Origin of the sequence: Rubripirellula tenax (assembly GCF_007860125.1) — a bacterium.
In the GTDB taxonomy this organism is placed as follows: Bacteria; Planctomycetota; Planctomycetia; order Pirellulales; family Pirellulaceae; genus Rubripirellula; species Rubripirellula tenax.
The window spans coordinates 1-13,222 of record NZ_SJPW01000013.1; the positions used below are offsets into that span (position 1 = coordinate 1).

The 13,222-nt window shown below is 55.8% G+C and carries 14 protein-coding genes; 13 read left to right on the top strand and 1 reads right to left on the bottom strand.

From position 1 onward, the window contains the following. Positions 1–604: 604 nt before the first annotated feature. The 3 genes from Poly51_RS29130 (at position 605) to Poly51_RS29140 (ending at position 3,766) form a co-directional block, all read left to right on the top strand. On the top strand, positions 605–1,009 hold the full coding sequence (locus tag Poly51_RS29130) for a hypothetical protein (RefSeq protein ID WP_146462488.1): 405 nt from the start codon (positions 605–607) through the stop codon (positions 1,007–1,009). A 788-nt stretch (positions 1,010–1,797) separates the two neighbouring features. Next, entirely contained in the window at positions 1,798–1,935 is a 138-nt protein-coding gene (locus Poly51_RS31520) for a hypothetical protein (RefSeq protein WP_246114854.1), read from the top strand. Positions 1,936–3,244: 1,309 nt separating this feature from the next. Then, positions 3,245–3,766, top strand: coding sequence for a hypothetical protein (locus tag Poly51_RS29140; RefSeq protein ID WP_146462490.1), 522 nt, complete (start codon positions 3,245–3,247; stop codon positions 3,764–3,766). A 915-nt stretch (positions 3,767–4,681) separates the two neighbouring features. On the opposite strand, the gene Poly51_RS30840 is transcribed toward Poly51_RS29140, so the two are convergent. Beyond that, the gene (locus tag Poly51_RS30840; protein WP_186775900.1) at positions 4,682–4,819 is read right to left on the bottom strand and encodes a hypothetical protein; all 138 of its coding nucleotides are present in this window, start codon (positions 4,817–4,819) and stop codon (positions 4,682–4,684) included. Between the two features lie 174 nt (positions 4,820–4,993). Here Poly51_RS30840 and Poly51_RS29150 point away from each other — a divergent pair, with 174 nt between their 5' ends. The 10 genes from Poly51_RS29150 (at position 4,994) to Poly51_RS29195 (ending at position 13,192) form a co-directional block, all read left to right on the top strand. Continuing rightward, positions 4,994–5,377 (top strand): hypothetical protein, encoded by a 384-nt coding sequence (locus Poly51_RS29150; protein ID WP_146462492.1) that lies wholly within the window; start codon positions 4,994–4,996, stop codon positions 5,375–5,377. Between the two features lie 2,050 nt (positions 5,378–7,427). Continuing rightward, on the top strand, positions 7,428–7,796 hold the full coding sequence (locus tag Poly51_RS29155) for a hypothetical protein (RefSeq protein ID WP_146462493.1): 369 nt from the start codon (positions 7,428–7,430) through the stop codon (positions 7,794–7,796). Continuing rightward, positions 7,793–7,987, top strand: a complete 195-nt coding sequence (locus Poly51_RS29160) for a DUF2997 domain-containing protein (protein WP_146462494.1) — start codon at positions 7,793–7,795, stop codon at positions 7,985–7,987. Before Poly51_RS29155 ends, Poly51_RS29160 begins: the two co-directional genes overlap by 4 nt. Positions 7,988–8,046: 59 nt before the next feature. Then, complete coding sequence (locus Poly51_RS29165; protein ID WP_146462495.1) at positions 8,047–9,531, top strand: AAA family ATPase; 1,485 nt, start codon at positions 8,047–8,049, stop codon at positions 9,529–9,531. A gap of 277 nt (positions 9,532–9,808) precedes the next feature. Continuing rightward, entirely contained in the window at positions 9,809–10,219 is a 411-nt protein-coding gene (locus Poly51_RS29170; protein ID WP_146462496.1) for a membrane or secreted protein, read from the top strand. Positions 10,220–10,378: 159 nt separating this feature from the next. Continuing rightward, positions 10,379–11,326 carry a hypothetical protein gene (locus Poly51_RS29175; RefSeq protein ID WP_246114859.1) on the top strand — a complete coding sequence of 316 codons (948 nt, stop codon included), beginning with the start codon at positions 10,379–10,381 and terminating at the stop codon, positions 11,324–11,326. After that, on the top strand, positions 11,323–11,574 hold the full coding sequence (locus Poly51_RS29180; protein ID WP_390621815.1) for a hypothetical protein: 252 nt from the start codon (positions 11,323–11,325) through the stop codon (positions 11,572–11,574). Before Poly51_RS29175 ends, Poly51_RS29180 begins: the two co-directional genes overlap by 4 nt. Positions 11,575–11,647: 73 nt before the next feature. Then, complete coding sequence (locus Poly51_RS29185) at positions 11,648–12,094, top strand: hypothetical protein (RefSeq protein WP_146462497.1); 447 nt, start codon at positions 11,648–11,650, stop codon at positions 12,092–12,094. A 605-nt stretch (positions 12,095–12,699) separates the two neighbouring features. Continuing rightward, positions 12,700–12,957: a hypothetical protein gene (locus tag Poly51_RS29190; protein ID WP_146462498.1), complete on the top strand. Its 258-nt coding sequence runs from the start codon at positions 12,700–12,702 to the stop codon at positions 12,955–12,957. Between the two features lie 4 nt (positions 12,958–12,961). Beyond that, positions 12,962–13,192: a hypothetical protein gene (locus Poly51_RS29195; RefSeq protein ID WP_146462499.1), complete on the top strand. Its 231-nt coding sequence runs from the start codon at positions 12,962–12,964 to the stop codon at positions 13,190–13,192. The last annotated feature ends 30 nt before the right edge of the window (positions 13,193–13,222 follow it).

Here is a 13,222-nt window from a genome sequence, read left to right on the forward strand (position 1 = left end):
ATCGTTACGTTTCACTCACTCTTCAATAAATGAAGACACGACGAACCATCGATTGCACGGGAGATCGCGGGCTGCCGGTTTGGCAATGGTCAATCTTTCGCGCGATCCCCGTGAATCGTGCCGTTACCCGACTAATGAAATCCGCAATCGAACGAACTTGATGCCGCATCTCCAACCATGACGCCCAAAGCTATCAACTCCTGTCGCGACGGCATTGCCCGCATACTTTCGTCTCTGGAGACGCAAGCTGGGTATCCGTATGACACAGCACGCGAATTACTCTCGGTTGGAGAACTCAAGGTCTGCTGCGAATTTGCTTGCGAGCACATCGCGGATGATAATCTGTTCGTGCCAAGCGACGTATCGAAGCTACTTGTAGAAATCTGCATTCGTCTCGGTGTTGACCCGAACTACTATTTCTATCTTACTGACCACCTTACGACGTTCCCTGACCACACTCCAAAGGGCGGGTAACCATCCCGTGCACCGAAGGACGGCTTGCGCGGTTTCACAAATGGAAAATCAATCGTCCGTCCTCGGTGACGGGTGCCGTTCTGCCATATGGATTCTGAGGACAATGCTCGCTCGTGCTTGCAGACTTTGCTTGACACTTTTGCTGACGGCCTTCACTGGTTGCAGTGGCGACGTCGCGTCCAACGTTCCCTCTAAGGACTTTGCGATTCGCGAGCTGCCTGACGACGCATCCGACATTCACTTTGCCCTCAATCCAGGCATTCGAAACCCAAACTCGTACTTTGAATTTACAACGTCGGAAACGGCGTTCCTTGCATGGGCTGCCCATCAACCAAACGTCGAGCGAGTGGACAAGCCACAATTCATCATCTACCGCTACTCAGACTATCCAGGTGAAACTGATGACCGTGGTTCAATCGTCGTGGACGACGGCTACCTGTTTGAATGGTATAATCCAAATGATGGCGACCATGGTGAACACATCGCGTATGACAGATCAACGGGACGTGCCTACTACTGGTCTCACATCTTCTGACACCCGAAAATTGCAGAACCATGGGATGCAACGGAGCGGCGGTGGCATGGTTTCTGGCGAGATCAATGTTCACTCCCGCCGCCCGCTGATCCCGGTCGTTCCCCGACTGACGTGAGCGTAGCCCCTCGTAGATGACCGTAGCCGAATACACAGCGGAATGTGCTCGATGCCAACGCCGACTGGGGTGGCGCATGGCAGCTGCAATCTCTGCGATGTTCGTTGCGATTGGGGCTGCAAACCTGGTCCGACTTTTCGATCCTGCCCTAGCGGACATCGTTGCACCGATCGTGATGTTCGTCGTCGGATTCCCGGTCATGCTCCTTGGCTTCCACCACGCGGATCGAACCTATCTCAGATTCCCGGATTTGATTTGCCCCCACTGTCAAGGCAACCTCTCCCGCGCAAAACACGTTATCATTGCCACTGGAAACTGTCCGTCGTGTGGTCGTCGCGTGCTATCAGACGATGCGATCGGCAATTGAACGGCCATTTACATCAACTGCAAGAAAGCGGGGAACCATCGGTTGCAACGGAGTGGCGGTGGTGACCGTCTTGGCAATGGTTGAATCATTCGCCGCCACCCGCTGAACCGTAACGTTCGCCGACAAAAGGATAGAACATCCATCGACGATTCTAGCAACGTCCGCCCCGAAGATCTTCTCGACACAGTTTGTGATCGCGAGTCCTTCATCGCCTTTGTTGAAGCGTTGGCAAGTGAGCGAGAGCGAGCACAACAGATTGAGCGGGAACACCCAAATCGCTACATCGTGGATGGGGCATTGGGCTGGATGAATGGCGACATTCAATCCTACTTGTACGCATCGCTCGACTACTTCGCCGAAGGACCGCTGAAAGATCCCCCTGCGACTGAGCCGAGCTGGAAAATGCTTGCCGAATTTCTCTGGTGCGGCAAAATCATCGAGTGAACTGTGGATCAACCTCAACGGGAAACGAAGACTGTCGTCGAATTCTTGATGGAGGTCGTTGCGCCAATCGTTGGTTCCATTACGTTTGCTCTTTTTCTGAAATCGTGGTCGCCGCTCCCCACGTGGGCGTGCTTGCTCATTGCACTTCCAGTCGGCACAATACTTGGGTGGGGACTGATGCTTGCCGTCTTCTGGTCAATTGCATCAATCCTTGGGTCACGACAGCGTGACTGCGGCGAACCAAGCGATGAACCGAAGTCGCGGAGTCGTCGTTTTTGACAATGGAAAATCAATCGCCGCGACTCGGTTATCGCGGCCGTTCCGCCATGAAACCAATGCCCGTCATTGGCAATGCTGGAAGTCCAACGCCTGAGTTGACGCTTGCCTGATGGCGCTGACATTGGTCGTTCGTTGGGCAACACGAGACTTGGACTGACGTGATGCTCGCTCGCTGGGCAAACTGATGATTGGATCACTCCGCCACTGCAAACCGAATTGGCGGCTGATGCCGGACGACGTCAACCGATGCCAGCATTGGCGGCGACCGACAACCAACGCCTGACAAATGGCAAAGTACCAAGTGCCGACTGAAAATCGCAGGACGGATTGACCCACGCCATGCGGAGCTTGGTAACATGAGTCCAACGGCGTCCGTTATTCAACGCGTCGCCAATCGTAAGAGGCGGAACAATACGATGCACCACAGTTTACTCGTTGTTGCGTCATGCCAACCGCAACTCAATACCAAGATCACTCCCACTGCCAACTCAAACGAGATCGTCCGTAAACGGGGTGATCGTCAACGTTCCGCCATGAAACCAATGCCCGTCATTGGCAATGCTGGAAGTCCAACGCCTGAGTTGACGCTTGCCTGATGGCGCTGACATTGGTCGTTCGTTGGGCAACACGAGACTTCGACTAACGTGATGCTCGCTCGCTGGGCAAACTGATGATTGGATCACTCCGCCACTGCAAACCGAATTGGCGGCTGATGCCGGACGACGTCAACCGATGCCAGCATTGGCGGCGACCGACAACCAACGCCTGACAAATGGCAACGTACCAAGTGCCGACTGAAAATCGCAGGACGGATTGACCCACGCCATGCGGAGCTTGGTAACATGAGTCCAACGGCGTCCGTTATTCAACGCGTCGCCAATCGTAAGAGGCGGAACAATACGATGCACCACAGTTTACTCGTTGTTGCGTCATGCCAACCGCAACTCGATACCAAGATCACTCCCACTGCCAACTCAAACGAGATGGTCCGTAAACGCGGTGATCGTCAACGTTCTCCGACTGAACACAAATGCAACTCAATCTGCAAACTGACCGCAAGAAGATTCGACTCTACATCGAGCAACGGATTCGAGACTACCCCGACTATGTCAACGAAGGCCCCGGCGACGACGAGGCACCTATCTCGCTGATTACGGCTGCGTACTATGCGGCGCAATCGGGCTACTTCATTCTGGTTTTCGATACGCGCCCAAACGCGGACCCTGACGGTGAATGGACGATCCATCACGCGGAAACTACGATGCTGAATTTCCCGAAATGGGCAACCGTCTACGATGCGGTAGTTGACGGAAAAACGGCGACGATCCGAACCGAAGACGGTGCGTCGATTGTCGCGAAAAACAATGATATTGATCTTGACTTGATTATCGGGCAAACAATTACACGCGTGGTAGAAGAATTGCGCGCGGAGGGCGCTTTCGATTCGTTGCCACTCGCACCTAGGGCATTCATCGTGGTAGAGGAATTTGATGGAAACTACTTCTGGCCCGATTACAAGAAGCGTAAAACGCTGGGTCGTATCAAGCGATGAAAGCGGAGAACCATGGGTTGCAACGAAGCCGGGCTTGCGCGATTCTACGAAGTGGTGAGTCCATCGTCCCGGCTCGCTGAACCCCGCCGTTATGCCACATGAAGCCTGAAAATACATTTCCATTCGGCATCGACTACGGTTGGATCGCGACTGACGCCAGTGGGCATCTTGCTGTATTTACAAATGCGGGTGAGGGGCCGATTCCCCGCTCCGCAATCATGGGTGACTATGCCTCAACATCTAACGTGGAACGACTCGTCAGAGAGCTTCCAGAGCACTGCGACGCGAAAATGCTCGTTGAAATGCCGATAACCGATTCGTTCGTGGGATTTGGCAAACGAGGGTTATATGCTTATGATTGGGGCGCAGCTTGGGATCGGGAACAGGAGTCTGGGTACGGACTTGTGTGCGTACCTTCAAGTCCGCTGTCAGTAGAAGACCTTAGGTCACCACTTGCGGCATGCGCCTTGGCGACTCTGATGCCAGATACAAAGTTTGGAGGCGACATTTTGGTCAACCCTGTGCGGCACCTTGATTGTGTTGAGCCGTGAGTTAGGCTTTCGCGAGAAGTGGCATAACCAAGCCATGCACCGGAGTGGCGGTGGCCAGCGGACTTGAAATGGAAACTTTAATCCCGCCACCCGGTGATGGCGGTCGTTATCGCACTGAACTAGAACACGCGGTTGTTTTGAACGAACGTTAGCTTCGGTCGCGCGGATTTGAGTTTTTGCTTCTAACCGTAACTTAACTGCTCGACTCAGCTTGATTGATTGACTGGAATGCAATTCCTCCGACACAATTGATTCACTTTGGTCACGTTGATCGTCGCGAAAACAACACTTGGTCCTCGGGGCAATCCGTCACCGACATGGCCGAAGGCTGCACGAACAAATGATCTGGCCGCACAAACAACCGTCACTGCAACCCAATCCGTCGCCAACACAACACATACATTTGCGCCGCGATCGTGTTGATTGCACGCGGCAAGACGGCACGCCATGGGTTCGGCGATTCGCTTGATGCGCGGTCAGCAGCGCGGTAAGATGCGCTCATCGGTGACCGCACGTTGGAGGTCACGTTTTCGCCGCTGCAAATTTGGCGATAACCACGCCATGCACACGGAGCACGGCTTGCGAGGTTTTACAAATGGATGCCAAACTCTCCGTGCCCGGTGATGGCAACCGTTCTGCCACTGAACCATCGTGTCGATTACTTGGCATCTCCCTCATGTTCATCAATCCAATGTGGGATCACGAATCCCAGCGAATCGGCAAACAGAGGTGCACGCCGAACGGATACACGCTTCATGGCATTTCAGATTTGATTGGCTTCATCGCGATCATCTGTCTGTTTGGCATTCCATTCTATCTCGTGTACGCAGGCATTCGCGGTCACTTCACATGGGGCATGCTCTGGCTGCTTGCAGTACCATTCGTAATCGCAATCGTTGGCAACATCATGCACAGCTACTCGTGGCATTTGGCTAAGAAACGACAATTCAAATACGACTACGAAAAATGCGTTTCTACGTGGGTCGACGAATCGGGCAATCAACAGTCCTACAAATACGGTGTCGATGCGGGCAAATCCGATCACTCTGACGTGAAATGAATGTCGGTCAAACGTCACGCGTAATCGTGGCAGAACAATCCAATGCACCCGAGCGGCGAAGTCGGGCGTTTTCAAATGGACAATCTCTCGTCGCCGCCGGGTGATTGGTGACGTTATCGGACTGACTCCTCAGCTGCTCCGCGTGTTTGCTTGCACAAACGAGTGCTGCAACGCTTGGTTTTTGGTGCGTCTTTCGGCTCTTGCGTTAGTTGCTCGCCGATTCAAACGCCTTAATCCTCCGTTGGCGATTGCCACACCCCACGCCGCTCGCAACCCTCGATGTTGCTCGCTGTTGTCGTTTGCTGATCCAACGACGACGTTTTCCATTCTTCGTTTAACGTCTGCAAGCACCGTCGGATGACAATGCACGTTTACTTGCCGACCCGGTTAACGCCCGATTGCTTGCCGCGTGAACCAGCGCCCGCTAAACTGTGGCGGCGTGGCAACCGCTGCCCGATGCTCGAGCAATGCCCGTTCGTAAATGCCGATAACCAACACATGCACCGGAGTGGCGGTGGTCACGTTTCTTTGGAATCACGTCAATCGCCGCCACCCGGTGATGTGAACCGTTCTCTGACCATTGCGATGGCTTCCAGGACGGACCGGGGCTAAACGATGCGCTTGCATTGGCGGCTTCAACACACGAACTTTGTTGAAGCAGAAGGAACTAAACGACGCGCTCGACAGCACGGATTCTCCGATGAAACTTGATTGATGATGCTTTTAATGAACCGCTTCCAGTACGACGGGAGCTAAACGATGCGCTCGGCAAAACAGATTCTCCGATGAAACTTGCTTGATGATGCCTTTTGTAAACCGCTTCCAGTGCAACGGTAGCTAAACGATGCGCTAGCAGATGGACTCGTAAAATCCCAATGTTATCGACTCTAGGTATTTAACCCCGGAAATAGAAGCAGAAATCGGTTATACTCCAAACTTGGGTACACTGGGTTCGTCAGAGAACCATGCGTTCAACCAAAGCCGCCGAGCTTGTCCAACTTACTAAACTGCGTTACCCGGCGGCTTGGTTAACGCTCACGTTATCGGACTGACTCCGCAGATGTTCCGCGTGTTTGCTTGCACAAACGATTGCTGCAACGCTTGGTTTTAGGTGCGTCTTTTGGCTCTTGCGTTAGTTGCTCGCCGATTCAAACGCCTTAATCCTTCGTTGGCGATTTGCAGAGCCCACGCCGCTCGCATTCCTTGATAGTGTTCACTGTTGTCGTTTGCTGAACCAGCGTGAACGTTTTCGATCCTTCGTTTACCGTCTGCTGGGCCCGTTGGATGCAATGCCCGTTTACTTGCCGACCCGATCAACGCCCAATTGCTTGCCGCCCGAACCAATGCCCGTTAAGCTGTGGCGACGTGGTCGTGACTGCCCGGCACTCGATCAACGCCCGTCCATAATACCGATAACCATGCCATCGCTTTACGCTTGCTTGTCAAGCGGCAGTGACGATTGGCGGCAAGCGAGCCGATGTTCAAGGACTCGGTTCAAGAAGCCCGGTGGATGGCTTTGGGATTTGCTTCAGGGGCGCAGCAACGATCGCCGGCACGCCGCGTCCGTTTGACCTCGATGAGGTGCCAGTAATTGCACCGGAGAGAGTGAATCGTTGGGTTTCACTGGATCATTCGAGGCTTTAGATTGGCTTTGGCGTTGTTGGGGCGGTGGTCACGCGTTCTTGAAGTCACGTCAATCGCCTCCACCCGGGTGAACGCCGTGGGGTGATGGCGGGCTGACCGTTTCTAATGGCGACCTAGCTTGACTCTCAGTCGGTCGAGACCTATCTACTGCTATTCGGGTGTAATTCATTGGTGCGTCGCAAGCTGACCGCTCCTTCGCAGCGGCTTCCATTCGCATTTTTTGCGTCCAAACACGTAGCTCAGGAGCCACGGCTGTTTCCAATTGTGTCGCTTGCTCAAGAACACCCTGATGCTTCAGACGGCGTCGCTGGACGGCCTAAATTTCGCACCATCTCGCGCTACATCTACGTGACGGTGGCACTGTAGCCACCGTTGTTACCTTTCTTCCAACTCTTTGGAGACGTTTATGTCGCATGTGGTGCAAATTAAGACTCAGGTTCGGGACGCTGCGGCGGTTCGGGCTGGTTGCTCTCGACTGGGGCTCGATGCGCCGGTTGAGGGCGAAGTGAAGTTGTTCAGTGAGACCGTGAACGGGCTCGCTGTTCGATTGAAAGACTGGCGGTACCCGGTTGTGTTTGATCTCACGACGGGTGAGTCCAAATTCGACAACTACCAGGGCCGATGGGGCCGGCAGGGTCGCTTGGACGAGTTCCTACAGGCCTATGCGGTTGAGAAAACAAAGATCGAAGCTCGCCGCAAAGGCTATTCGGTGGCCGAACATCGTCTTGCCGATGGTTCCATCAAAGTATCGTTGACCGTCGGAGGTGCGTCTTGAAGACCATCGACGTGGTCGTCTCGCCCGTGGGTGCTACTCGCGTCGAGACGAATGGATTCACCGGCGATCAATGCCGGCAAGCCAGTGCGTTCCTGGAACAGGCCCTCGGGCTGGCTCAGAACGAACGACTTAAGGCGGACTTCTACAAAACCGAAGTCCGCGATCAACAACAAGCCCGGCAGTCGTCTTAGCACGCTGACCGGGCTTTTCTTTTGGGTTCACCACACTTTGTCCGAGGAGGACACACACAATGAAACTAATACAACGAATGAACGAACTGATCCGAGCCTGTTTTGCCGGTATCTGGATCCAGTCGCACGAACACCTCGACGCCATCGCCGAACTGTCATCGATGTGCCGTGACGAAGATTGGCGGTTGGCGGTTTGGGACGTCGACCAAGGACTGCGGCACCCCAACGGATCGGCGATCGATGTTGAGGTCGCCGATCCGTTGGCGGCGGTCCGTGCGGTGTCGTCGATGGCAGCGGACGATACGCCGTCGTTGCTGGTGCTGCCCAACTTCCACCGCTTCATCGGTTCGGCCGAGATCGTGCAAGCGATCAGTCGAGCAGTGAACGAAGGCAAACAGCATCGCACGTTTGTCGTGATCCTGAGTCCGGTGATTCAGGTACCGGTGGAACTTGAAAAGCTGTTCATCGTGATCGAGCACCCGATGCCCGACCGCGAACAGCTCTCTCGAATCGCTGCCGGGATCGCAACGGAAACGAACGAGATGCCGACGGGCCGCGAACTGGATGACGTCCTCGATGCAGCAGCGGGACTGTCCCGTTATGAAGCCGAAGGTGCGTTTAGTTTGTCGCTGGTTCGTGATGGTCGTCTGACGCCTGATTCGATCTGGGAACTGAAGACCCAAGCGGTGAAAAAGTCGGGACTGCTGAGCCTGCACCGTGGTGGTCAAAACTTCGGTGCCATCGGCGGCCTTGATACACTCAAAGCGTTCACGCGGCGAGCACTCGTTCATCGCGGCCGATCTGGTATTCAGCCTCGCCCCCGCGGAGTGATGTTGCTGTCACCGCCCGGTTGTGGCAAGAGCGAGTTTTGCAAATGCGTGGGCGTTGAAGTCGGCCGTCCGGTATTGATTCTGGACGTCGGCAGCTTGATGGGTTCGCTCGTCGGTCAGTCCGAAGAGCGGACTCGTCAGGCACTCGCTATCGTTGACGCCATGGCACCCTGTGTGCTTATGATCGATGAAGTCGAGAAGGCGTTTGCGGGTGCCAGCGGCGGCGGCAACGACAGCGGCGTGTCGTCACGGATGTTCGGCACGTTCTTGTCGTGGCTCAATGATCACGACTCGGACGTGTTCGTGGTTTGCACGGCCAACGACGTGGCGAAGTTACCGCCTGAGTTCAGTCGAGCCGAACGATTCGACGGTGTGTTCTTTGTCGATCTGCCGGGCCGGACGCAGAAGGACGAGATCTGGCGTCTGTATGTCGATCGGTTTGGATTGGATGCAAGTGATCCCAAGCCGAGTGACGACCAGTGGACCGGTGCCGAGATCAAGTCGTGTTGCCGATTGGCCTCACTGCTGGATGTCTCGTTGGTTCAGGCTGCTGAGAACGTCGTGCCAGTCGCGGTGACTTCATCCGAGTCGGTCGAACGCTTGCGGCGTTGGGCAGATGGTCGATGTCTGTCAGCTGAACAGCCCGGCGTCTATCGGTCGGCTACCAAAGCGACACGCCGACGCGGTGTGTCGACGAAGCCGTCGATCAACTGACAGCTCTTAAGCGTTGCGAAAGCCACTTGCTTAGGCCTGTGCCTGAGCTTTGGCACGACATGCAATTGCTTCATCGTTATCACCCGCAAGCCCGGTCGCTGTCAAAGCTACCGGGCTCACTTCGTAATAGGAGCAACCTCTTTGACACCTTTACTTTTCGTTTGCTTGACGCTTTCGTTTTCGCTGGCTGTTTCCTCACTGATGGTGTGGCAGTTGCGGCGGCAGCGACGTGGACTGCAAACGCTGATTCAAAAACTTGTACGGAAGGAGTTTCATCGTGACGGCGAAGACGCCCACGCTACTGATCGCGATCGGTAGCCTGATCGTGATCGGTTGTGGCCCAAGCGGCCGAGACCTGAGCGACCAACAGTGGCTCGAAATGCAGAGCGACATGCAGCAAGAACGAGCCGAGGTTGGTCAACAGCGGGACCAACTCGAAACGGATCGTCGCGAGTGGGACCAGCGTGAACGGAGCGATTCCATCTTGGCGGCCGTGATCGCATCAGGCGGTCTGTTGCTGGCGTGCGGACTGCCACTGTTGGTGGTCGCGATTCTGCTCTGGCCGCGTCCATCCGAGTCAAGTAGCGAAGCCGTCTGCGACGTGTTGCTCGAAGAAGTCGTGCTGCATGCGTCGAACTCAGACGCTCCAAGGCTGGAAAGCACCGGCGAGCCACCCGAGATCGCTTGACGTGAATGGCGACGGGTTACATGTGACTCCGGGCAACCGCGAGTCTTTGACAGAACGTTTTGACATTTCCAACGCCCCGCCGGATGTATGCCGGCGGGGCGTTGTTCTTTTACTACACTCACATCGGAAGATTGAACCATGACTCTCGATACATTGACGATGCCAACGCTCTCCGAAGGAACGACGGCGACGACGGAAAACACTTCGGTAGGCCAGCGACTGCAAGATGAAACCACGGCCGTACGACTGAAGATCCATTGGCCTGGCGTTCGCAAGACGCTTAGCCAAGACCAAACCCGACAAGCAGCCGGCACGTTCGATGCTGACATCAAGTCGGTATCAGCCTCGAAGAAGTTACTGGACACGGGACACCCTGCTTTTCGGGCCGCGTCCACGGTTCGCAAACAGGCAGCGGACTACTGGAAGAACCACACGCTGCCGTATGTCGAACCCGGCATGAGGCTGATTCGGCGTCGCGACGTGGCCGCTTTCGATGTGCACATGACAACGGTGCGTGCCGAGTTGGCCGAAGCGGTCGAGCAACTCGAACGCCACTACGACGAGATGATCGACCAGGCACGCGAGCGTCTGGGCGACCTGTTCGATGCGGGCGATTACTCGTCGAACCTTCGCGAACAGTTCGGCATCGAGTGGGACTATCCCAGTTGTGATCCGCCGGAGTACTTGCTGCGGGTCAGTCCGCAGTTGTATTACAGCGAGTGTGCCCGGGTGCAAACTCGGTTCGACGAAGCGGTTCAGTTGGCCGAGCAAGCGTTCGCCGACGAGCTCGGACAATTGGTCAGCCATTTGGCCGAACGATTGAACGGCCAGAACGATGGATCGCCGAAGGTGTTTCGTGATTCGGCGGTGACCAACTTGCTCGAGTTCTTTGAGCGATTTCAGCGACTGAACATCCGCAGCGATGAGGGATTGGATCGATTGGTAGCGGATGCTCGCGGCATCGTTGCCGGCATACAGCCTCAAGACCTGCGAGAACGACCGGGGATCCGCGAGCACATCGCTGGCGAGTTGACGCGGGTAGAAGCCTCGCTGGACGGTTGGATGACGGATCGTCCGCGTCGCAGCATCCTGCGTCGGTCACGGTGACAGCTCTGGACGTCGTCATCAATGCAAGCGGCGACGTGCGGATGATCTATCAGGAGGAGATCGATCCCCATTCGCTAGGCCAACCCACCATTCGCCGCGGTTCCCATGTGGAACCAACGGCGAATGGCAGCTGGACGGCCGATCTGTCGCCCGTCAGCGGACCCGTTCTGGGGCCGTTCAAGACACGATCGTTGGCACTAGCTGCCGAGATCGACTGGCTCCATCAACACTGGCTCTTGCCCAACTGATGAGCTTCCCATACCAATGTGCCGGTGACGTTCACCGGCACGCCCTTACGCCTGAATCCCAAAAGAAAATTCCATGAATATCCCCAAGATCACGGTCGGTCTGCAGCAAAAGATCGGCCAACCGAATTTCGGTAGCATCGGTGCCAGCTGCGTCGTCGAGGTCCAGCTCGACCCGTTCGAATCCGAAGACGGCGAAGCGATCGAGCAGCGGGTGCGTCAAGCATTCGCCCGCTGCCGCCGCAGCATCGACGACGAGCTCCGAATGCTATCGCCGGCGACGGCCAAAGGTCCCGGCTGTGAGGCCGGAAACAAGTCACCGTCACCAGTCAGCCGCCCTCGAGGCCACCGTCCGGCAACCGACAAGCAGATCCGAGCGATACAAACGATCGCTGGAAAGCAGGGCATCATGTTGGCCAGTGAATTACAGGCCCGCTTCCACGTCACGTCACCGGATCAACTGTCGATCAGCCAGGCCAGTGCCCTGATTGATGCCATGAAAGAAACCGAAGCGGCCGTCTAACCGACCCGCCACTCAATCGATCGCAGTGCCCTCACCGGCACTGCGACCTTTTTTAGCCCCCAGCTCTTCAAGTAGGCTTCGAAGTTCTGCCGAATTGAGGTGCTCGCGAACGCAGTCAGCAAACATCGAGGCTGAGGTGGTGGATTTCGTGGTGCTTTTATATTCGGCACCAAAAACCCCCGCAATTCCCGCGTCGGGGAAGTCCTGCCGGGGGAGCTCGTCGTCAAGGTACTAACCTGATGACACCCTAGTTAACGCCCGTATGTCAGAGATGACACGCGGGCGTTTTTTCGTTTCTGGCCGCGTTTTTTGCGGGCATCGCGGATGTCTCTGGCCGCACGGCGATCTCTCCAGTTTGCACCCGTCTCGTGTCAGAGACGTTTGTGAACCGCCGGTTCTCATGCGAGACCCAGCTTTTCGCCGCGGATTCTCTCTGTCTCTCTGATTAACAGAGACAAATGGTTAACAGCCCGTTTTGCTTCGTCATCTCGGACGTGAACCGGGTAGGTATATCTCGGTGAAGCACTTTTTCTTCCGGGGTCTTGGGCTGGGCGATTGATCGCAGGCGGGGACACGGGCACACGTTCTCTTACGGAGGCGGGCCTTTGTCTGCGACGAATTCCATTGTTGAACTGACGGCGGCCGAGCGACGCGCTCGGGTGGCCGCGATTCTGGCCGGCGGGTTGGTCCGGCTCAAACGCCGCGGCGCATTGGCAGTCGGCGAAGCGACCGACGCAAGCGGAGGCGAGACTTCTCTTTCGATCTCGGATGATCCGCTCGCATCGCGGCTTGAGTCTCTTGGCGACATCAGGCTGACTGATCTCGATGGTCAACAAGTCCGAGATCCCCGAGAAGTGAGATGAAATGATGAGTGCTGCGAAAAATTTGGATGAGCGTGTGCTGGAAGAGCAACGAATGAATCGCGTGTCGGAAATTTTGGCCGGCGGTTTGGTTCGGCTGAACCATCGCGGGACGTTGGCGATCCGCGATGGCGATGATGCAAACGCGGGCGAAACTTCTTTGCCAATATCGACCGACTCGCCGGCATCTCGGCTTGAGGCGTCGGCGGAATCAGGGCTGACTGTCCACGACGGTTAACAAGTCCGAGATTCCCGAGAAGGAGGGTTC